Here is a 20,367-nt window from a genome sequence, read left to right as displayed (position 1 = left end):
AAGAGCTTTTGTTGCTCGCGCTGAAGCGCAACGCCCTGATATGCGCCGCAACCACGTCGTATTTTGGAAAATGGGATCTACGGATTTTCGACTCATAGGGCGTACTTGATGCAGCTCGATCATGCTGGACCGGATAGATGACTACCGGGCGACGCTGCAATCCCATTCGGCGCCGTTGATGGCTTACATCGACTGGCGTCCCTCCCCAGACAGGAACGTCGAGATTCTCAACGACACAGACGACCTTTGCCGGTATTTCGTCTGCACTGACGCTGCGACCTTCCTGTATCAGCGCGTCCAGCGCACTGTTGAGCACGACCTCCCCCGCGAGATCGATTATCTGCGGCGCCATGATGAAGCCCGGCGCGCGATCATGGACACGGTCGAGATGCCGGATCGACTAGCAGATGACCTGTTGATGTTCATTCGTCAGAACAACGGGGCCTTGCCCAGGAAAAGAAGGGAACGTGAGTTCGAAAAATTAACCGATCAGGAGATTACGCGGGTCGAGGCAATCATCCAGGATATCTTTGAAGGCTTCGCTTAAGCCGGTCCCATCTCAGATTCCCAGTTTGAAAGTACCCGCGTTTTGTTGCTGGGAATGATGAGGTCACACCCATGCCTGTCGAGGATTTGAGAATGACTTGTTTTCTCTGTACCGCCTGCGGCGCTCAGTTCAGCGAGAGATCTGAGCCGCCGCCAGCCTGCCCAATCTGCGAAGACGACCGTCAGTTCGTGCCCCAGTCGGGGCAAAGATGGACGGATATGGCGACAATCAGCCGGACACACAGTGTGATTTGGAACCAAGAAGCGCAGGGTGTTCACAGCCTGCAGATCTCACCTGCCTTCGCAATTGGTCAGCGCGCCTTTCTCATCGAGGGACCGCATGGCAACATTCTTTGGGATTGCCTCAGCCTCGTTGACGAGGCGAGTGCGGCCCGAATTGGTGCGATGGGCGGTCTTATGGCGATCGCCATTTCGCACCCACACTTCTATTCTTCAATGGTCGAGTGGAGCACAGCCTGTGGTGGCGTGCCGATCTATCTCCACGCCGATGACGGCGAGTGGGTACAGAGACCTGGTCCGGCACTTCGCCTATGGAAGGGTGAAACTCTGCAACTAGGTCCGGCGACCTTCATTCGTTGCGGTGGGCATTTCGCTGGCAGTTCGGTGCTTCATTGTCCGTGGCTGGAAGCTGGGCGGGGCGCTCTGTTCGTGGGCGACACGATGCAAGTCACTCTGGACCGTCAGTTTGTGAGCTTCATGGGCAGCTATCCGAACCTCATTCCGCTCAACGCCAGAACTGTGAATGGCATATCGGAGGCCGTACGGCCTTACCGATTTGACTCGATTTACGGCGCATTCGCCGGGAGAACGATCCAAACAGGCGGCTCACCTGTCCTGGAAAGGTCTGTACAACGATACTTAAGGGCCATTGAAGGTTAATGGTGGGCGGAGGATACCCGCTTCGATCGCCGCTTCCTGAAAAGCACGCGCTGCCGCGGCATGGTCCGCTTCTCCGCTGAGCGACTTCATGCAGGCACGTTTTGCAAGGGCGAACGATCTGCCGCCTTTTTCGGGCCAGCAGGTCATGAGGGTCTCAAGGGCCTCGCGGCTGTTTTGGACACTTTTGAAGTGATCGCCGCCTTCGACCGCGACCTCGATTGGCGTCTGCCAGATTTCCGTGGGCATCGATACCTCCTGGTAGTGGAAATGATAAGATAAATGCCCCCGGTGCGAACGGCGTTCCAATGCTAGGACCTTGGTCTGATAGGCGCAGTTGCGACAGCACTTAGATCACTGTCGTTTATTCGGACCATGGATTGAACACTTCAATCCGGCGGCCTCGAAGGGGCTGGTGTCGCGAGTCGCAAGTGCCGGGCCGGTCGCCGCTGCTATGGCTGCAATATATCCATCAGCCTTGCCAATGGCCTTCCCCCATGAGCCCTGCTCCAAACCCCGCGCACTTCGGGTGAAATGCTCGGCGGCCGCGCACCCAGCGCGTCGACGCTCGATATCGAACTGGACTTCCTGGAGAGCGCACGACGGACGCGTGGTGGTACCCTCAATAACGCCACGGTGCTGTGCGATCGATCCATTCGCGCGTCCGCGCTTCGGGATCGGCGTTCAAGGTGATGTCGGTGACAACGGCCACGGTGTCGGCGCTCGCGTCGAATACGCCCTGTAGCCTGTCGACATTCAACCCTCCGATCACCACCAGCGGCAACGGCGCGACACGCCTCTTCCAGTCTGTGATCCGTTCCAGACCTTGCGGCGCCCATTTCATCTGCTTGAGAATAGTGGGATAGATCGGGCCGAGCGCCACATAGTCAGGTTTTGCAGCCAAAGCCGTTTCGAGCTCAGCCTCGTCATGTGTCGAGAGGCCTAGTTTCAGGCCGGCTCTGCGAATGGCATCAAGGTCGGCTTCCACAAGATCCTCCTGGCCCAGATGGATGAAATCGCATCCCTCGTCGATCGCCAGTTTCCAGTAGTCGTTGACAACCAGCTGGCAATTCGCCGCTGCGCAAACGGCCTTAGTACGACGGATTTCCTGGCGCAGGATCTCGTCCGGGCGATCCTTCACGCGCAGTTGCACCAGTTTGACGCCCAGCGGCACGAGACGTTCGATCCATTCGGCACTGTCGACGATGAGATAGAAGGGATCGAGCCTCATGCGAAAACGCCCTTTCCGACAACCGGGGTGGACGGTACCGCCATGTCGCGCGGCTCCAGCATGCCGGAAAGATAAGCGAGCCGTCCCGCCTCGATCGCCTTGCCAAACGCCTCGGCCATGGCGGGCGGATCGCCTGCGACGGCGACCGCCGTATTGAGCAGCACCGCGTCGTAACCGAATTCCATCACCGTTGTCGCATGCGACGGTCTCCCGATCCCCGCATCCACGATCAGCGGGATGTCCGGGAAGGCGCTCCGCATGGCGGTGAGCGCGGACGGGTTGCGCGGACCGGCGGCAGAACCGATCGGCGCGCACCAGGGCATCAAGACCTGGCATCCGACGGAGACCAGCTTTTCACCGACCACCAGATCGTCCGTCGTATAGGGAAATACGCAGAACCCTTCCGCGCAAAGAATGCGTGCGGCTTCGACCAGTTCGAACACATCCGGCTGGAGACTGTCGTGATGACCAATCACCTCGAGCTTGATCCAGTCGGTACCAAATACTTCGCGTGCCATCTTGGCGGTCAGGATCGCCTCCGACGCACTGTGACATCCCGCGGTGTTGGGCAGGACGTGCACCGCGAGCTGGCGGATGAGTTCGAAGAAGGCTCCACCCATCTTTCCGCCGGCCGTTTCGCGGCGAAGCGAGACCGTGACGATCTCCGCACCGGACCGGCTCACCGCCTCGGCAAGGACGGCCGGTGACGGATAACGCGCGGTACCGAGCAGAAGCCGCGAAGACAACTCAGCATCATAAAGAGAAAGCATGGATCAACCTCCCTGCATCGGGGACAGGATTTCGATACGATCACCGTCGTCGAGCAGGTGGCCGGCTCGGTCCTCGCGATGCACGAGATCTCCGTTGACGGCGGTTGCCAACCAGTCGCCCTCGTATTCCAGAACATGAAGAAGTTCGGCCAGGGTTACGGCCTCGCAGACCTGGGTTTCGCCATTGATGATCAGTTTCACGGGGTTAGCCTTTCAGACGTGAATGTCGCCCGAGGAGAATATCGGCGGCCCGCACAGCCATGGCGGGTGCCAACAGGAAGCCATGCCGATGCATGCCGGCGATGGCGAGCCCCTCCTCCGTTTCGATTACTTGCGGAATGTTGTTGGCAAACGCCGGACGTATGCCAGTCCCGGTCTCGATAACGCGTGCCTCGCCAAACGCCGGATGCAGCGTGTAGGCCGTGTTCAGGAATTCCATGAGCGAACGCGCGGTAATCGGTCCGTCATCTTCGGCCTCGATCATCGTCGCCCCGACCATGAAACGGTGATCGTCGCGGGGCACGATATAGATCGGATGGCGTGGATGCAGCATCCTGATCGGCCTGGAAAGCGTCACATCCGCAGTTTCCAGATAGAGCATTTCGCCTCGCACGCCGCGCATGCCGGAAAATCGCGGTATCGCCGCTGGCCCGGTGCAGTCGAGCACGCCGGAAAATCGCCGGTCTTGCGGCTCGTATCCGCCGAAATGGAAGACCACGCCGCGCTCGCGGAGTCTGTCGGCTAGCCCGGCCAGTGCGCGCCGTGGATCGAGATGCGCTTCCTGCTCGAAGAAAAGAGCCTTTTCGAAGCGGCCGGCAAGGGCAGGTTCCAGGTCGGTTACGCCCTTGCGATCGATCAAAACATGACCGGTCGTGCGCGCGGCAAACCGAGCGAGATCCGGAAGGTCGCGTGGCTGCGCCAATACCAGAGTACCGCGGCGACGAACCTCGCCGGGCACGGCCTCCTCCCACCATCCGGCCGCGCCCAGCCCCAATGTCAGGACAACCTCTTCGGCCGCCTCCCGCTCGCAATAGGGTGCCAGCATTCCTCCAGCAAAATGCGAGGCGCCAAGGCCCGCCGCGCCGGCCTTCTCGATCACCTCAACCGAAAAGCCCCGCTTGACGAGTTCATGGGCCGCCGCCAGGCCGGCAACGCCGGCCCCTCTGACGAGAAAGGTAGACACTATGCGTTACTCGGAAGGTTTTCGACCGGCATGTAAAGATCGCCGCCATCGCGATATTTGGCGGCCATGGCTTGCAACCCCTCCCTCTGCGCTTCGGCGCGGATATCGTGCGAAATCCGCATCGAGCAGAATTTCGGGCCGCACATGGAGCAGAAATGCGCCACCTTATGCGCCTCCTTCGGCAGCGTTTCGTCGTGGAAGGAACGGGCGGTTTCCGGATCGAGCGAGAGGTTGAACTGGTCCTCCCATCGGAATTCGAAACGGGCGCGCGAGAGCGCATCGTCGCGCACCTGCGCCGCCGGATGGCCCTTGGCGAGATCGGCGGCATGCGCCGCGATCTTATAGGTGATGACGCCCACCTTGACGTCGTTGCGGTCCGGCAGGCCGAGATGTTCCTTGGGCGTCACGTAGCAGAGCATGGCGGTACCGAACCAGCCGATCATCGCAGCCCCGATGCCGGACGTGATGTGGTCGTAGCCCGGCGCGATATCGGTGGTTAACGGTCCGAGCGTATAAAAGGGCGCCTCGCCGCAGACCGCAAGCTGCTTGTCCATGTTTTCCTTGATCTTGTGCATCGGCACATGGCCGGGACCTTCGATCATCACCTGGCAATCCTTCGCCCAGGCGATTTTCGTTAACTCGCCGAGCGTTTCCAGTTCCGCAAACTGCGCCGCATCATTGGCATCAGCGATCGATCCCGGGCGCAGGCCATCACCGAGCGAGAAGGAAACGTCGTAAGCGCGGCAGATGTCGCAGATCTCCTCGAAATGCTCGTAGAGAAAACTCTCCCTGTGGTGGTGCAGACACCACTTGGCCATGATCGAGCCGCCGCGGGAAACGATGCCGGTGACGCGATTGACGGTCAGCGGGATATAGGCGAGCCGCACGCCGGCATGGATGGTGAAATAGTCGACGCCCTGCTCGGCCTGTTCGATCAGCGTATCGCGATAGACCTCCCAGGTGAGGTCCTCGGCAATGCCGTTTACCTTTTCGAGTGCCTGGTAGAGCGGTACGGTACCGATCGGCACCGGCGAATTGCGGACGATCCATTCGCGGATGTTGTGGATGTTTCGGCCTGTCGACAGGTCCATGACCGTATCGGCGCCCCAGCGGATGGCCCAGACCATCTTTTCGACTTCCTCCTCCATCGACGAGGTGACGGCGGAATTGCCGATATTGGCATTGATCTTTACCAGGAAGTTCCGGCCGATGATCATCGGTTCGGATTCTGGATGGTTTATATTGGCGGGAATGATCGCTCGGCCTTCCGCGACTTCCCGACGGACGAAATCCGGTGTCACGAAATCCGGGATATGGGCGCCAAAACTTTCGCCGTCGCGGATGAGAGCATCCTTAGCCGCCTGTCGGCCGAGGTTTTCGCGAATGGCGATGAATTCCATCTCCGGCGTGACGATGCCGGCCCGCGCATAGGCGAGCTGGGTAACGGCCCTCCCCGCCTTCGCCTTGAAAGGCTGGTTGCGAACGGAGAATTCCGGCGTCAACCGGTCAGCGGAAATAAAGCCGTTATCCTCCGGCCTGACGATGCGGCCGTCGTAGGATTCGACATCGCCGCGGGCAAGAACCCAGCTTTCGCGCAGGCGTGGCAGGCCTGCATCGATGTGGATGTCGGTGCCTTCTGCGGTGTAGGGACCGGAAGAATCGTAGACAGTGACCGGCGGTTCGCCAGAGGTCGGATGCAATGCGATCTGACGCATCGGCACACGGATATCCGGATGAATGGTGCCTGCTTTGAGGACTTTCGCGGAGGCGGGAAGCGGACCTGTGGTGACGACCGGAGTGAGTTTGGTGGTTGCAATATTCATGGTTCGAGGCTCCAAGGTTTGACGTTTGGAGACCCAGTTCCAGTGTTGGAATGATGAAAAAACGCCGTGGATTCCGAAGGACGGATACCCGCCCTCGCTGCCGCAGCGCCCGCACCGTCCCTACGCCAGTATGAACTGGATCAGGTTCAACGGGTCACTGCGCCTCGGGCGGCCAAAGCCGATCCGACCAGCAATATCTCAGCCCCTTGGCGGGACCCCCCTGGTGAATAGGTTTAAGCTATTGTGAGAAATGGCGTTCCGTCAAGCCCTTAGGGCACCATCCGGAACCGACCGCTGGAGGCATGCTCAGCGCCGGCGCGATTCCCCGCCAGAACCTCCAGGAACGCGAAGAAATCGCCAACGGCTCGGTGCCCATCCGCTATCACCCGACCACTCCTGACTTTTCCTGCATGCGAACTCAGCCCCGCCACGTGGCGGGGGCTTTTTCATGGGCAACCCCATCGCACGCAAGGTGCACCGACAAATTGCCTATACCTACGAACAATTGTGAGGTTGGCCGCCCGCGCACCATCGGTGCCGAGGGTCAAAGGGTATTCCCGAAAATGAGTTTGAAAAGGGTGCTCCGGATCAGGGGCAGACACCCTTTTCGTGCTGAGTTTTGCAGTGTCAGCGGAACGGAAATTAGCAGAGAGCTTGCTGACTACCATCGGACCGAAGTCCGACTCACTCGCAATAATTCATCGATGTCAGCGCCGAGGTGACACCATCATCAATGCGTCCCTCGATCCGTTTATAGGCTCACCGCCATCGTCAACGGCCAGGCTTGGTGATCACAGACTGCCCGTCAGGCTCCTCGACCAGATTGGCATTCGCGGGGAGATAGACGACGCCCAGTCCGAAGGCGAACGAAGAGCGGGCGATGGAGGGGCCGGTGAGACCGTCGCCCAGCCGAACGTCGATGATCGCGACATCGGCCTCCGATGCAAGCTTCAAGGCCTCAGACATGATCGTCGCGATCCCGGCGTTTCAAATCCCTCAGCGATCGCGACCTCTTCGATCATCACAGCGACCCCACGTCCGTTCTTCTATGACCAGCAGGCGCATGGTTCTTCTCCCTTAAACACAGGTAATCGCCGCTACGCGTCGGTTCGGCAGCCCTGAAGGGCACGGCGCTTCAGGGCTGACTCAAGCTGGTCTCTAAGCAAAGATCGCCGAAAGAGCCGAAGACGCATGCATCTACGACCCAGCCCGCAGTCGCCGGCAGGGGCATTTGGGGCAATCGGCCTCCGTCCCTCCGCATGGGCGCAGAGTTTCCCAGTTTGATCGAGCCAACCCGCTCCATCGGGCGGCAACGTCAGAGCTTTTGTTGCTCGATAGCGCTGAAGCGCAACGCCCTGCCATCCGCCGCGACCACGTCGTACATTTCCTCTTCGAGCGCGTCGCGATCATCGACGCCGCGCAAGAGCCGACCAGCAAGAACATCGAAACGACCAGCAGCGATATCTCTGATCAGAAGGGCAGCGCGTGAAGGGTCGATGTCGACGCCATCGTCGAAGAGCTGCTGGATGCCAGGAAGATAAGTTTTCCCCGCCTCCGATGACAGCTGCATTTCGGTCATCGCACTTCGCACAAGCCCCGGATCGACTGCGAAGGCACGCACGCTGTGAGCGATCGTCGTATCGTTGAGACACTCGGTCAGACGCATGATGGCTGCTTTACTCGATGCGTAACCGGAGCCGTGTGGGAAGCTGTTGCCTGTTCCACCACCCACAAGGTTGACGATCCGACCCTTGCCCCGCGCCAACATCGTCGGAGATACCGCGCGGCAGGTGTGGAAGGTTCCTCGAAAATTGATCTCTACATCCCGCCACCAGACAAGAGGATCACATTCCCATACTGGTCCGAAAGCCTGGAAAGAGCCGTGATTATTGACCAATGTATCAACTGGGCCTAATTCAGTCGCGATCCGCCTAAAGGCGCTTTCCACGGCGCCTTGGTCGGTAACGTCGGTCGGCAAAGCTATCGCTTGACCGCCCTCTCCTTGAATCAGCGAAACTGTTTCCTCGATCTCGGTGGCTGTTCGCGCAAGCACAGCGACCCTGGCGCCCTCCCGTGCCTGTTGGAGGGCGATCTCCCGTCCAATTCCTCTGCCGCCACCAGTCACGACGGCTACGGTGTCGATAAGCCGGGCCATTTGTTCTCCTGATCTTGTAGTGAGGATTCGGTTCTGCTCGCCAGCACTATGTAGACGGCGCTGCAGGTTGATCAATGGTCGCGCCTCGGTTAAGGACCCGGCGCTTACGTCGCACAGCTGTCATATCTGCGACTTCGTTTGCCCTCAGGTCGTGTCCCGCGAGTGGGTGTCGGGGGTTAATCCTTCGACGATCTTGATCGTCGCTGTGATTTGCTGTACGAGAATGAGGTACGTACATCTTTTTACGGTCGCCGCCTAGGCGAATTGCTCGGGCGAGGCCGCCGCCCAGTCAACACTACCGCTTCGAGGGGGTGCATGAACAGGTTCGAGCTCGACCCGGAATTCGCCATAAGAGACGAGCAGTCTCTTCGTGGCCTGTTCGAGGCAACCCATGCGCTGGCCATTCAGAAATGTCAGGCGACGATCGGCCAGCATGCGAGGGAGTTCATCAGCCGGTCGCCATTCCTCTGCATCGGTACGCAGGATCTGGATGGGAAGGCGGATGTCAGCCCGCGCGGCGACCCCGTCGGCTTCGTCAAGGTTCTTGACGAGCGCACGCTGGCGATACCCGACCGCCCTGGAAACAACCGTCTCGATACGCTGGTCAACATCATCGCCAATCCGATCGTCGGATTGCTCTTCATCATACCGGGCTTTGACGACACGTTGCGGGTGAACGGGCACGCCACGCTGACGACCGACCCCGAACTTCTGGCGGGCATGAGCGTCAACGATCGCGCTCCCAAGCTCGCAATCGTGGTCGAGGTGAGCGAAGTCTACATGCACTGCGCCAAGGCGTTCCGGCGCTCCCACCTGTGGAGCCCGGATCATTTTCAGGATCGCCGCGAAATGCCATCTCTCGTCAAGATCATCCTCGACGAAACGACGGGCGCACCGACGGATGCCGATGAGATGCGCAGAATGGATGACGATCTGGAGGTCGCCTACAAGAGGACACTTTACTGACTGCGAGCCTTTGTCGGGAGAGGGCATCTACAGCCAATCGGCCGCGCAGAGGGCACTAAGCTGAGTGGTTCAAACTTCGAGAGATACGCACTAAGGCTTTCTGCTCACCTAGTCGATAGCAGCCTTCGTGGGTGCTGCCGGTTGTCCCCGATACTGCAACGAGGCCATGGGCTAGGTCGGCCTCGTTCCCCTCATGCGATATTCACGAGGTCAGTATTTCCGCCGATACGAGAGCAATTTGGCAAATGACTGCTCTTGATGACATTCGAACCATCGACCCCGTTCTTGAAAGTTCAGGGGCTGACCAAGGTGCCAGGGTTGTGATTTTGCCCCCCCTGCGGTGAAATCACTGAGCCGGTGAGATCAACACGACAGTTGGGAAATATGGCCGGTACCGACCAACGTCTCGTGTTAACAGCGGGACCTGCTGAACCGCAGCATGCGCGCCGATGAAGAAATCCGGCAAGACACCCGTCCGAGAACCACCGGCCCGGCGATACCGCGTGAAGGCCTTTCCGGCAAGAAACAGCGCCGCCCGCGGAAACGCCGCGACGACCAGTCCCGCCTCGTCGATGAACGCGTCCAGTTCCTCGATGCGATCATAGCGGACCGCAAGTTCGGCATAAACGACATCGTTAATCAGCAGCGGGCCGGCGAGATTGGCCGCTTCGAGTTGCTCAATCGACCAGTCAGCCCAAGTTCCGTCATTGGTCACGAGATCGAGCAGGACATTCGTGTCGATGAGCGTCACACGTCACCACGGGTGAGCGCCATGATCGCGTCGGTATTGAGCCCCTCTCCGGCGTGTCCCCGAAGCTTTTGAAAGCGGCTGGGGGGCTGCTTCCTGTCGGCTCTTGTCAGTACCACACTACCATCTGCAGTCCGATGAAAATCGACCTCGCTTCCGGGAACAATCCCGAGCAATTCCCGAACCGCTTTAGGGATGGTGACCTGCCCTTTTGCTGTGACTGTCGTCGTCATGCCGAAACCTCGTAATACCGCTTTGACATTAGGTATTACCATCCGGGTTCGATTTCAATATCCCGGGTGAACCAAACGCTCAACGTCAAGTATGCCGACTTCACCCAGATCACCACTAGCAAGACAGTTCCGACAGTTCTGCTGGCAATTGCCGATCTCGAGGAGGTGGTCGACCTGCTTCTTGTGCAGCTCTTCCCTCCACGAAATGGAATACGTCTGCTTGGCGTCTCCCTGTCCTCACTGGAAGAACGACGGCCGCCACAGTTGCGGCTTGCGCTTTAAACCGACAAAAGTGACTTCAGAGAAACGGATGCCTCGACCATGCCCACAGCCGCGATATGTCATATATGATGAATTATACCGCTATATGATGCATATTTGGTAATTAAACATTGTTCGCTAGGTCAGTCTGGTCGTTTATGAAGGCGGGCTCATATTGCCGCGCCAAAGCCCCGGAGACGCCCACCTGTCGAAGCGCCTCACGCCATAGATCGGAAATACGCCGCGCCCTCTCGCGGATCATTTGGCGGGCGTCCTCGTCGGCGATCTCGAAGAACTCGCACGCTTCGAGGGCCAGAAGGATCGACCGGTCATGCGCGCCGCTCTCGATGATCGCCGTTTCGAGATGCGGATTGCGGTCAGGCGCGGGGTTCACATCGAAAACCGGAGACAACCGCCAGCGGCCGGCTCCCACATAGAGGAAGCCGTGGTTCTTGAGGTGGTCTGTCCAACGCCTGCACCGCCGGCTGTATCTGGGCGGCGAAGATCGCGCCATCGGTCGTCAGCGACACCTGGCGCGTGGTCCGCACGAAGAGTTGAGAAAAGACTTGTCTCTTACCGTTTCGCAGTTCTGCCATATATTTCAAAATATGAGAGTCCGGCGGACGATTGTGTGGCGTTTGGAGCTTTGGCGGTGGATGCCGTCAATCCTTGCTTTGCTACTGACGTTGTTCTCGGCTTTGGGCCTGGCGACGCCCGCATCCGAAGCTGAGCGTGTCGCTATAGTCTTGAAGGTGAACGGGGCGATTGGCCCGGCGACGGCCGACTATGTAAGACGCGGCCTTCAACGGGCCAATGAACGTGGCGCCAGCCTGGTTGTCCTGCAGATCGACACGCCCGGCGGTCTCGACACGTCGATGCGCGACATCATTCGTGCGATCCTTGCCTCCTCGATACCGGTCGCGAGTTTCGTTGCACCCAGCGGAGCACGAGCCGCCAGCGCCGGCACCTATATTCTTTACGCAAGCCATATCGCGGCAATGGCACCGGGCACCAATCTGGGTGCGGCGACGCCGATCGCAATTGGCGGCCGACCATCCGATGATGACCGGAACGACAGCCCTGATACGACCGGCAAGCAGCGGCAGGTGCCGCGCGATGCCGGCGAGGCGAAGGCGATCAACGATGCGGTGGCCTATATCCGCGGGCTTGCGGAACTGCGCAATCGTAACGCCGACTGGGCGGAGCGCGCCGTGCGCGAGGCCGCGAGCCTTTCCTCCGCGGCAGCTCTGCGTGAGAAGGTCATAGATTTCACGGCGGCCGATATAAACGATCTCCTGGCACAGGCGCAGGGCCGGGTCGTCCGGGTCGGTCAAACGGATGTCCGGCTCGAAACATCGGGTCTCATCGTCCAGGAACTTGAACCGGACTGGCGAACCCGCCTGCTTTCGGTGATCACCGATCCGAACATCGCGCTGATCTTGATGATGGTCGGTATCTACGGCCTGATCTTTGAATTTCTGACGCCCGGGACGCTGGTGCCGGGAACGATCGGCGGCATCTGCCTGCTGCTTGGTCTCTATGCTTTGGCCCTGCTGCCGGTGAGTTTTGCGGGCCTCGGGCTGGTCATTCTCGGCGTGGGTCTGACGGTGGCCGAGGCGCATTCGCCGTCCTTCGGCGCACTCGGCGTCGGCGGCGGCATCGCACTGGTGCTCGGCGCTACCATCTTGTTCGACACGGACATACCCGGGCTTAAGGTTTCCTGGTCGGTGCTTGGCGCAATCGCCGTCGCCTGCCTCGCTCTTAGCTTTCTCATTGCTCGTCTGGCCTTCATCTCGCGCTGGCACGATGTCGTCACCGGCGGCGAGCAGATGATCGGAATTTCAGGCAAGGTCGACAGCTGGACGGGCATCTCGGGCTACGTCATCGCCCATGGCGAGCGCTGGAAGGCCGTTTCAACCGAGCCGCTTGCCGCCGGCGACGGCGTAAAAGTGACCGGCCGGGATGGGTTGACGCTCGAAGTGGTCCGCAGTTCGCAGGAGGCCTAACGGCCTTCAGAATGCAGGAGGAAAAGTCATGGGCATGTTTGCAGATCTCGCCTTCTATCTTGTGATCATCTTTATTCTGCTCGTCGTCGTCGCATCTGCGATCAAGATCCTGCGGGAATATGAACGCGGCGTGGTTTTCACGCTTGGCCGTTTCACCGGTGTCAAGGGGCCCGGCTTGATCCTGCTCATCCCATATGTCCAGCAGATGATGCGGGTCGACCTGCGCACGCGGGTGCTCGACGTGCCCGGCCAGGATGTCATTTCGCATGACAATGTTTCGGTCCGCGTCAGCGCGGTGATCTATTTCAGGGTCGTCGATCCCGAGAGGTCGACGATCCAGGTCGAGGACTTCATGATGGCGACGAGCCAGCTCGCCCAGACGACACTGCGCTCGGTGCTCGGCAAGCATGACCTCGACGAGATGCTGGCGGAACGCGACAAGCTCAACATCGACATTCAGGAAATCCTCGACGCCCAGACCGATGCCTGGGGCATCAAGGTCGCCAATGTGGAGATCAAACATGTCGACATCAACGAATCGATGATCCGCGCAATTGCCCGTCAGGCAGAAGCCGAGCGCGAGCGGCGCGCCAAGATCATCAATGCCGAAGGCGAGCAGCAGGCTGCAGCCAAACTGCTTGAAGCAGCCGAAATCCTCGCCAGGCAACCCGAGGCCATGCAACTTCGTTATTTGAGTACATTGAACGTCATCGCCGGCGAAAAGACCTCGACGATCATATTTCCTTTTCCGATGGAGTTCGGCAATTTGATGCCGCCCAAACCGGACCGATGACGACGCCTTGAATGCGTTGTTTTTGCCGATGTAGCGATGGTCCTGCGGTCAAGGTGTCAGCTAAGAAGCGCGTTTGAGATCTTCATCAGAATGGAAGGGAGTGACCGATGGGTCGGTCCTTCAAGATCGGGACGATCGGCGGCACTGCAATACGCGTTCACATCACCTTCGCGCTCCTGCTCGTCTGGATATGGTTTGCGCGCATTATCGCATCGGCGGCGCGCCATCGGACATCTCATTTTGTCAAGGTATTGAGAAACCAACTCTTACGACCCGAGCTATATTCCGGCTGCTCCGCCGAAGTTCTTGCTCTCCCGCATTGTCCATAACTTTGAGACGTTGCGCGGACGAAACAGCGTTGCCGGCATGGAGAAGCTCTATTTAGTGCGACTCCCACGCAAGTGCGGCTTACGCTGTTAGAAATCAAGCTCGGGATGAACTAGGCTGCACTGTCAGCGATGGTTCATGTACCGAGTTATTCAATCCGGGATGGCCTAGCTTCGTGCTAGAGATTTGCACATTCAAGTCGACGAGACCTCACCTTCTAAAGTCATGACGAAATCCTTACGACAGACCAGTCGAGAACTCCATGAGCGGCAGGGTTTAGTCGAACATCTTTTTGATCGTCGCGATTGGGATGAACATCCGCATCGCATTTGTTGGCAGAGGCTGGAAGCCGTATTCCTTGTAAAGCTTTACTCGTCTCTCGGTCCGCTCTGCATCACCGCAATCCAGGACATCGAGCATGACGATAGCCGTTCCTATGTCATCCGAGATACGCGCTATTCGCGTGAAGCAGTCGATCAGCAGGTCGCCGCCGTATCCGCTGCCAGCGAATTTCAAGTCGCGACCGATCATTGAGATGTAGGCCGCGGGAATTGACCCATGTCCGGGCCGGTCGCGGGCGAACCTTTTCGGAAGCTCCGTATAATCAACAGCGTGACTGTTGATGGCGTAGAAGCCCATCACCGGGCCTCCGTCTTGCGTCATCACGAAAACACGAAGATTGTCGCTCTTCTGAAGCTTGTTTGCGGTCTTCTGAAAGAAATTGTCGACCTGCTCAATGCCGCACGAAAAAGCCGCCCGATCATGTTTTAGGGGATCGAGCGGCTCGATGATTGGCTTTGGCGCTTCGTTTTGCGGCATTATTTTGAAACGACAGTCTCGCTGTGACGCTTGAAAGCAGCCTTAAGGCTATCTGTCGGCTCTGGCGGGTTGTCCAGTGCAGCAAAAAACGCAGCATGATCGGCTGGCTGCAAAAGGGTCCGTTCATGAACGGCAATCGTCGTCATGGCGGCTTGATAAGCAGCGTTGATCGTGAAAGCGGAGTCGTCTACACCGGACAGCGCAGCAGCGCGTTGAATTGCCGTCTTGATGCGCGCCTTCGTACGGAAGCCCATGCGTGCGTCGTTTGGTTCATCGATTTCGGCAGTCATGTCTTTGAAAGCAAGCATAGTCGCCTCCTGTTCAGGTGTAACAGTGTGGCTATGCGTACGTCAAAATGACGTACACGTCAAGATTTTCCGCTTCCGCGTCAGTAGGATCTGAAAGTCCGTACGCTCTGCGCGAGACCGATCCAGCAGCCGGGCGCGCACCGATGCCCTACGTTTTTCTTGGGTTCACGCGCCATCGGCCACCGTCGCTTCGACATAGGGTCGCATGGTCGACCAGATCCTGGCTTCTTTCGCATATGTCCAGAGGTCGTCGCTTGTGGTCTTGCGCCGGCGGAGCCCCTCGCGCAACCCCTCCATCGCAACGTCGAGGCCAACTTTCGTCCGATAGCGGAAGCAATCGACGATCGAACGCGCCGGATTTGTGATCGGCACCTCGACGCCCTCGATGCGATGCCGTTCGACGCCCTCGGTGAGAGCGGACCCCTTGAAGCGTTCGAACTTGATAGGCGGATAATCGATCTTGGGGCGCCAGGCAGTGCGGTCGATCGCCATCCACACAGCCGAGGGCATCTGCAGCGTCAGTTCGTGGTATTGGAGCGCCGAGGTCAAGCAGACCACGCCCTTTGGAACCAGAACAGCCGCTTCAGCGAGCGCATGGGCCGCCTCAGCCTGAGTGTCTGGGAGTAGATACAGGCCTCGTGCCGGGCGTACGACCGCCTCCTCCCGAACGAGACGGGCGAGCGTCTCCGGTCCAATGCCTTCGGCAACGAAATCCTTCAGCCGGAGCATTCCCCGCGCTTTCAGGAGGTCGAGCGCACGAAGTCTCTGGGCGGTGGTGGATGTCATCGTCTGTGACGATTCCTCTATTCATCGAATATATAGCAGAGGTTTCATCACAGGGCCGGTTACTCGGAAATCCCCCATTTCGACAAAGCGGCAGGGGCCCCTTTTCGCCCGCCTGCCATACAGCGATCAGGATCAACACCTTTCAGAGGCTAGGCTCGGCATGTCCTGATCGGTTTCTTCGCCTAGCTCCCGGGCTGAGACAGCATTGACGGATGACCACGGTGACGTGGATCTCTTCACCGTCGGCGTCCAAACGGCTTGAGAACCCGCTGGGTCGAGCGGCGGCATCGCTTAGCAGTCCTCAACAGGAATGCCACCGGCAGCGACAATCGCCTCGGCGGTATCGACATCGGTTAGCGCCGCGGTTCCTATCTCGACCTCAATGACCTGCAGCCCCGATGTTCTGATCAGGTCGCGGGCACCGATATCGCCCCTCAAGCGGAGAACGCTGTCGTTAAGGGACCGTGGCAAGATTACCGGGTTGCCTGGCATACCCTCAGAAGCGGCGCAAACGATTGGCGCGCCGTCCGCGACTTGGAACGCGTCAATCAGCTGATTCAGATTGTCTGTAGAAATGCCTGGCATATCGGCAAGCAAGATCAGAACACCATCGGCGCCGTCGGCTACAGCAGCGGCAAATCCGGCCGCCAGTGAACTCGACATGCCCGCTCGGTAGTCTGGATTGACGATAATATGCACGGGCAGGCCGGTGAGAACCTCGCGGATATCGTCTTGCCGATGGCCGACGACGACGATGATGGAAAGGGCGGTACTGGCGTTGGCGACCAAAGCCGAGCGACGCACGAGCGGCATTCCGTCAAACATGGCCAACAGCTTGTGCCCGCCATTCGAGCCCATGCGCGTTGCCAAGCCAGCCGCCAGCACGACGATTGATACATTCGGCTTTGCTCGCATCTCTTTCCCGATCCCACCAACGCCGCAGCGTCCTCCGTCGACAAACTCCAGGTTGCGAGGTACCGAACGTGCAGCGGCTTTTACCTCGGCAGCAATGCGTTTTCGAAACAACCCCTTGCAGCAGCTTAGCGTTCAGGCAAGCTATTTTCCATCTTCGTCATCGTCGGAGGGCGAGCCTCTCCATAGGCGCTACGCAGGCATCGTCTGGCGGCTGCTCGTGCGAAGCGCTTTGATGACCTGAGCAAGGATCGCTACGGCGATCTCAGCTGGATTGGATGCGCCGATGTCGAGCCCGATCGGCGCATGGATCGTCGAAAGCGCATCGGCACCGAAGCCGTATGCGGCAAGGCGGCCTGCCCGCGCTGCGTGGGTCTTTCGGCTGCCGAGCGCGCCGATATAGAAGCAGCCGGTGCGCAATGCCTCGGCCAGGGGAAAATCATCGATCTTGGGATCGTGGGTGAGTGCGACTAAGGCGGTATAGCGGTCGAGTGGATCCGCCATCAATGCATCGACGGGCCAATCGGTGCACATCTGCACATCGGGAAAGCGATCACGCGTCGCAAAGGCTGTGCGCGGATCGATGATGCGCACATCGAAGCCGGCCAACCTTGCCATCGGCGTCAGATACTGGCTGATATGGACGGCGCCGATGACGGCGATGCGCGGGGCAGGTAGGTAAACATTGAGGAAGCCGCTGGCATCTATCGTCTCGAAAGCCATCGAGCGGCCAGACCGAAAGGCGCCTTCGACGAGCGCGGCAAATGGCGGCTCGACCGGATCCCCTTCCAGGAAGATATGCTCTTCTCCCCGAAAATCTGTCAGCAGCACGACGGCGAGACGCTTCCGGCGCGCGGCGTTCAAACGCTGCAGGCTGTCGCGGAGCATCAGCCGAGCCTCTCGACAAAGACACGGATACGCCCGCCGCACGACAGCCCGGCGCGCCAGGCGGTCTCGTCCGCAACGCCGAATTCCAGCATCTGCGCCTTGCCGGCGGCAATTACCTCGGCAGCGGCGGTAACCACCGCACCCTCGACGCAGCCACCGGAAACCGAACCCTCGAAGTTGCCATCACCATCGACCACCAGATGACTGCCAACCGGACGCGGCGCCGAACCCCACGTCTCGATCACCGTCGCAATCGCAACAGCTCGGCCCGCTTCCATCCAGTGCTCGGCCGTCAGCAACGGGTCGGTCAGGTTCGTCTGGATGGTCATTCCTGCGGGCCTCAATCTAGTGTTGGTTTAGTTCTGAGAAGACTTCGGCAATATCCGCCTCTTTGACGCTGTCTCCGACATACCAGCTCAAAGTGTCGTAGAATCCGAGAAAGGAGCCCTTTGTCTTGGCAAGAAGGGCCATGGCTTCGGCAGCGGAGATCGAAAGCCTGCTGACGAAGAAACGAACGAGAGCGGCCTCGGCGTTCGGGTGGGCAAAGACAAGCGCTGTCGGAGAATTGGCCGAAATCGTCGGCAGGGCCGGAGCCTCCGAGCTGCATGGCAGGGTGATCGACAAGCGGATATCTCTGGAGGATGCAGCCGCTTCGATTACAAAAGCCTCAGCGTCAAGAACCCATGCCGAACGCGACGTGTCGAAATACTGGAAATCGCGCTGCGCAAGGTCAAGCGTTACCCTCTTCGCTTCTCCTGGCGCCAGATGAAGCTTGGTGAAGGACTTGAGCTCACGCACGGGTCGCTTGAGACCCGACTTTATTGGCCGGACATAGAGTTGGACGATTTCCTTGCCGGCAACCGTACCTGTGTTGCGGATGGTAAGGGTGGCGATGCAGCCGGCGCCGGGCGTGATCTCCTGCGTATCGAGCCTGAGATCCTCATAGGCGAACGTGGTGTAGCTGAGCCCATGTCCGAACGGAAAGGCTGGCGCAATATCCTTCAGATCGTAGAACCGGTAACCGACGAATATGCCCTCGCTATAGACATGCCGGCCATGCTCGCCCGGGTAGGTGTGCCATCCAGGAATATCCTGCATGCGAACCGGAATGCTGGCGGAGAGCTTGCCGCACGGGTTCTGCTCTCCAAACAGGATGCGGGCCAGTGCTTCGCCACCGCCCTGCCCGGCATAGAAACTGGCCAGGACGGCGTCGACATCCCCGATCCATGGCATCTCGACCGCGTCTGGCATCGAGAGCACGACGACGACCTTGCGACCTGTCGCCGCCAACGCCGTGATGAGTGCATTGTGGCCGGCGGCGAGCTTCAGTGTGTCGCGGTCGTTGCCCTCGCCGTGACGGCTCTTCTCGTTTTCCGCAAACACCATAACCAAATCGGCACGCTCCGCGGCTTCGACGATCGCCTCGATCGACGCCGCCACGTCGGGCTGCGCGACCGGCGAGAAGGGCAGATGCCGGACCTTCAGGCTGTCTCCCGCCCGCGCGGCAATCTGGACGAACGGAATGTCGACGCGATAGGGATTGGTGGTGGCCGAGCCGGAGCCTTGGATAACAGGAGTGACGGCGCCGTCGCCGACAATGAGAAGCTCACCCGGCCGGCCGGGATCGAGCGGCAGCGCCTTGCCTTCATTGCGCAGCAGCACGATCGATTCCGCCGCGATATCGCGCGCCAGCGCATGATGCGCCTCGAAATCCGCCGGCGTGCCGCGCCGCTCGCTCGACTTGCATTTGCGCACGAACGCCAGAACTTTGGCGCAAGCCGCATCGATCACCTCGGGCGCCACGTCGCCGGCGTTGATCGCCGCATGGAGACGCGCCTTGCGGGGCTTGCTTTCCGGCATGTCGAGTTCGGTGCCGGCATCGAGTGCTGCGCCACGATCCTTGATCGCGTGCCAGTCTGACAGGACAAGCCCGTCATAGCCCCATTCACCGCGCAGCACGGTGCGCAGCAGCCAATGATGTTCGGCGGCCTGGATGCCGTTCAGCGGATTGTAGGCGCTCATCACGGTCCACGGCGCGCTCTTTTCGATCGCCCGCTCGAAGCCTGCCAGGTATATTTCGCGCAGGGCGCGCTCATCGACATTGGAACTGGTCGTGGTTCGCTCGATTTCGGAATTATTGCAGGCGAAATGCTTGAGCGAGGCGCCGACGCCGTTATCCTGCAATCCGCAGATGACGGCCGCTGCCATGTCGCCGCTGATAACAGGATCCTCGGAATAATATTCGTAGGCCCGCCCGGCCAGCGGCGTGCGCCTTATGTTGATGCCGGGGCCCAAAAGCAGATGAACCCCGAAATCCTGGCACTCGGCCGCCAGCGCAGAGCCCATGCGATAGGCAAGATCGATATCCCAGGAACAGCCGAGCAGATTGCCGTTGGGAAAGCAAGTGGCCGGGCGGGTGGCACCGAACATGCCGCCCGATCCGTCGCCCTGTTGCCCGACGAGATCGAGGAACGCCCGCAGACTGTCTTCGTCGTTGTCGCCGGCGTCGATCTGGGTGGTCGAGTAGCGTACCCCATAGGCCCCATCGGTCATGACGATCGAAGGAACATCGAGCCTATCGATCGATGCCGTCTTCCACAGGCCACGCCCGCTCAGGAGATCGACCTTTTCGGCCACCGTCATCTGATCGACAAGCGCTCGAATGTCGGGGTCGCTCGGCTGGAACATGATTTGTCTCCGGTACTGCGGATCAGG

The 20,367-nt window shown here is 59.6% G+C and carries 23 protein-coding genes, 5 pseudogenes and 1 riboswitch; of the genes and pseudogenes, 7 read left to right on the top strand and 21 right to left on the bottom strand.

Annotation, left to right across the window (positions count from 1 at the left end):
- Positions 1 to 121: 121 nt before the first annotated feature.
- The gene (locus ELH03_RS35675; RefSeq protein ID WP_130660113.1) at positions 122 to 547 is read left to right on the top strand and encodes a hypothetical protein; all 426 of its coding nucleotides are present in this window, start codon (positions 122 to 124) and stop codon (positions 545 to 547) included.
- 92 nt (positions 548 to 639) lie between these two features.
- A complete protein-coding gene (locus ELH03_RS35670) occupies positions 640 to 1,446 on the top strand; it encodes an MBL fold metallo-hydrolase (protein ID WP_130767568.1) in 807 nt (268 codons plus the stop codon).
- On the opposite strand, the gene ELH03_RS35665 is transcribed toward ELH03_RS35670, so the two are convergent.
- The 9 genes and pseudogenes from ELH03_RS35665 to ELH03_RS35625 all read right to left on the bottom strand — a co-directional run bounded on the left by ELH03_RS35665 (position 1,426) and on the right by ELH03_RS35625 (position 8,605).
- Entirely contained in the window at positions 1,426 to 1,692 is a 267-nt protein-coding gene (locus tag ELH03_RS35665) for a DUF982 domain-containing protein (RefSeq protein WP_130660114.1), read from the bottom strand. The two genes, ELH03_RS35670 and ELH03_RS35665, sit on opposite strands and share 21 nt — an antisense overlap.
- A gap of 115 nt (positions 1,693 to 1,807) precedes the next feature.
- Positions 1,808 to 1,938: pseudogene (locus tag ELH03_RS38400) on the bottom strand (VapC toxin family PIN domain ribonuclease); the annotation flags it as partial.
- A gap of 127 nt (positions 1,939 to 2,065) precedes the next feature.
- Complete coding sequence (locus tag ELH03_RS35660) at positions 2,066 to 2,674, bottom strand: thiamine phosphate synthase (protein WP_128410182.1); 609 nt, start codon at positions 2,672 to 2,674, stop codon at positions 2,066 to 2,068.
- Complete coding sequence (locus tag ELH03_RS35655; RefSeq protein WP_128404063.1) at positions 2,671 to 3,444, bottom strand: thiazole synthase; 774 nt, start codon at positions 3,442 to 3,444, stop codon at positions 2,671 to 2,673. Before ELH03_RS35655 ends, ELH03_RS35660 begins: the two co-directional genes overlap by 4 nt.
- 3 nt (positions 3,445 to 3,447) lie before the next feature.
- Entirely contained in the window at positions 3,448 to 3,645 is a 198-nt protein-coding gene (gene thiS, locus ELH03_RS35650) for a sulfur carrier protein ThiS (protein ID WP_128410184.1), read from the bottom strand.
- A 4-nt stretch (positions 3,646 to 3,649) separates the two neighbouring features.
- Entirely contained in the window at positions 3,650 to 4,627 is a 978-nt protein-coding gene (gene thiO / locus ELH03_RS35645; RefSeq protein WP_128410185.1) for a glycine oxidase ThiO, read from the bottom strand.
- On the bottom strand, positions 4,627 to 6,450 hold the full coding sequence (gene thiC, locus ELH03_RS35640) for a phosphomethylpyrimidine synthase ThiC (protein WP_130660116.1): 1,824 nt from the start codon (positions 6,448 to 6,450) through the stop codon (positions 4,627 to 4,629). The genes thiO and thiC overlap by 1 nt, the downstream gene beginning before the upstream one ends.
- A 99-nt stretch (positions 6,451 to 6,549) precedes the next feature.
- Positions 6,550 to 6,682, bottom strand: a riboswitch (TPP riboswitch).
- A gap of 539 nt (positions 6,683 to 7,221) precedes the next feature.
- The gene (locus tag ELH03_RS35630; RefSeq protein ID WP_128404067.1) at positions 7,222 to 7,416 is read right to left on the bottom strand and encodes a hypothetical protein; all 195 of its coding nucleotides are present in this window, start codon (positions 7,414 to 7,416) and stop codon (positions 7,222 to 7,224) included.
- Between the two features lie 349 nt (positions 7,417 to 7,765).
- Positions 7,766 to 8,605, bottom strand: a complete 840-nt coding sequence (locus ELH03_RS35625; RefSeq protein WP_128404068.1) for an SDR family NAD(P)-dependent oxidoreductase — start codon at positions 8,603 to 8,605, stop codon at positions 7,766 to 7,768.
- A 315-nt stretch (positions 8,606 to 8,920) separates the two neighbouring features.
- Here ELH03_RS35625 and ELH03_RS35620 point away from each other — a divergent pair, with 315 nt between their 5' ends.
- Entirely contained in the window at positions 8,921 to 9,571 is a 651-nt protein-coding gene (locus tag ELH03_RS35620; protein WP_128404069.1) for a pyridoxamine 5'-phosphate oxidase family protein, read from the top strand.
- Between the two features lie 346 nt (positions 9,572 to 9,917).
- On the opposite strand, the gene ELH03_RS35615 is transcribed toward ELH03_RS35620, so the two are convergent.
- Both ELH03_RS35615 and ELH03_RS35610 read right to left on the bottom strand, forming a co-directional pair.
- On the bottom strand, positions 9,918 to 10,322 hold the full coding sequence (locus tag ELH03_RS35615) for a type II toxin-antitoxin system VapC family toxin (RefSeq protein WP_130767552.1): 405 nt from the start codon (positions 10,320 to 10,322) through the stop codon (positions 9,918 to 9,920).
- Complete coding sequence (locus ELH03_RS35610; protein WP_128410187.1) at positions 10,319 to 10,552, bottom strand: AbrB/MazE/SpoVT family DNA-binding domain-containing protein; 234 nt, start codon at positions 10,550 to 10,552, stop codon at positions 10,319 to 10,321. The genes ELH03_RS35615 and ELH03_RS35610 overlap by 4 nt, the downstream gene beginning before the upstream one ends.
- A gap of 75 nt (positions 10,553 to 10,627) precedes the next feature.
- On the opposite strand from ELH03_RS35610, the pseudogene ELH03_RS35605 reads away from it, so the two are divergent.
- Positions 10,628 to 10,834: pseudogene (locus ELH03_RS35605) on the top strand (DinB/UmuC family translesion DNA polymerase); the annotation flags it as partial.
- A gap of 103 nt (positions 10,835 to 10,937) precedes the next feature.
- Here the strand turns inward: ELH03_RS35605 and ELH03_RS35600 are convergent.
- Complete coding sequence (locus ELH03_RS35600; protein WP_432422312.1) at positions 10,938 to 11,246, bottom strand: hypothetical protein; 309 nt, start codon at positions 11,244 to 11,246, stop codon at positions 10,938 to 10,940.
- Between the two features lie 16 nt (positions 11,247 to 11,262).
- A pseudogene (locus ELH03_RS35595) lies at positions 11,263 to 11,370 on the bottom strand (LysR family transcriptional regulator); the annotation flags it as partial.
- A 99-nt stretch (positions 11,371 to 11,469) separates the two neighbouring features.
- Between ELH03_RS35595 and ELH03_RS35590 the strand changes: the two are divergent.
- From ELH03_RS35590 to ELH03_RS38395, 3 genes and pseudogenes are all read left to right on the top strand, one after another.
- A complete protein-coding gene (locus ELH03_RS35590; RefSeq protein WP_128404074.1) occupies positions 11,470 to 12,819 on the top strand; it encodes an NfeD family protein in 1,350 nt (449 codons plus the stop codon).
- Between the two features lie 28 nt (positions 12,820 to 12,847).
- Entirely contained in the window at positions 12,848 to 13,612 is a 765-nt protein-coding gene (locus ELH03_RS35585; RefSeq protein WP_003550345.1) for a slipin family protein, read from the top strand.
- A gap of 107 nt (positions 13,613 to 13,719) precedes the next feature.
- Positions 13,720 to 13,841: pseudogene (locus tag ELH03_RS38395) on the top strand (site-2 protease family protein); the annotation flags it as partial.
- Between the two features lie 374 nt (positions 13,842 to 14,215).
- On the opposite strand, the gene ELH03_RS35575 reads toward ELH03_RS38395, so the two are convergent.
- From ELH03_RS35575 to ELH03_RS35540, 8 genes and pseudogenes are all read right to left on the bottom strand, one after another.
- Positions 14,216 to 14,758 (bottom strand): GNAT family N-acetyltransferase, encoded by a 543-nt coding sequence (locus tag ELH03_RS35575; protein WP_130767551.1) that lies wholly within the window; start codon positions 14,756 to 14,758, stop codon positions 14,216 to 14,218.
- On the bottom strand, positions 14,758 to 15,066 hold the full coding sequence (locus ELH03_RS35570) for a type II toxin-antitoxin system TacA family antitoxin (RefSeq protein WP_128410189.1): 309 nt from the start codon (positions 15,064 to 15,066) through the stop codon (positions 14,758 to 14,760). The genes ELH03_RS35575 and ELH03_RS35570 overlap by 1 nt, the downstream gene beginning before the upstream one ends.
- Positions 15,067 to 15,141: 75 nt before the next feature.
- A pseudogene (locus ELH03_RS38865) lies at positions 15,142 to 15,242 on the bottom strand (nucleotidyl transferase AbiEii/AbiGii toxin family protein); the annotation flags it as partial.
- A complete protein-coding gene (locus ELH03_RS35560; RefSeq protein ID WP_130767550.1) occupies positions 15,232 to 15,852 on the bottom strand; it encodes a type IV toxin-antitoxin system AbiEi family antitoxin domain-containing protein in 621 nt (206 codons plus the stop codon). The pseudogene ELH03_RS38865 and the gene ELH03_RS35560, both read right to left, overlap by 11 nt.
- Positions 15,853 to 16,143: 291 nt before the next feature.
- The gene (locus tag ELH03_RS35555; protein ID WP_033184099.1) at positions 16,144 to 16,767 is read right to left on the bottom strand and encodes a nucleotidyltransferase family protein; all 624 of its coding nucleotides are present in this window, start codon (positions 16,765 to 16,767) and stop codon (positions 16,144 to 16,146) included.
- Between the two features lie 189 nt (positions 16,768 to 16,956).
- Entirely contained in the window at positions 16,957 to 17,652 is a 696-nt protein-coding gene (locus ELH03_RS35550) for an XdhC family protein (RefSeq protein ID WP_130767549.1), read from the bottom strand.
- Positions 17,652 to 17,981, bottom strand: a complete 330-nt coding sequence (locus tag ELH03_RS35545; protein ID WP_029874441.1) for an XdhC family protein — start codon at positions 17,979 to 17,981, stop codon at positions 17,652 to 17,654. The genes ELH03_RS35550 and ELH03_RS35545 overlap by 1 nt, the downstream gene beginning before the upstream one ends.
- Positions 17,982 to 17,997: 16 nt before the next feature.
- Positions 17,998 to 20,340, bottom strand: coding sequence for a beta-glucosidase family protein (locus ELH03_RS35540; protein ID WP_130767548.1), 2,343 nt, complete (start codon positions 20,338 to 20,340; stop codon positions 17,998 to 18,000).
- Positions 20,341 to 20,367 lie beyond the last annotated feature (27 nt).

Origin of the sequence: Rhizobium beringeri, assembly GCF_004306515.1 — a bacterium.
Taxonomy (GTDB): Bacteria; Pseudomonadota; Alphaproteobacteria; order Rhizobiales; family Rhizobiaceae; genus Rhizobium; species Rhizobium beringeri.
The sequence above is the reverse complement of the archived record's forward strand: the minus strand, read 5'-3'. Positions and strand labels throughout refer to the sequence as shown.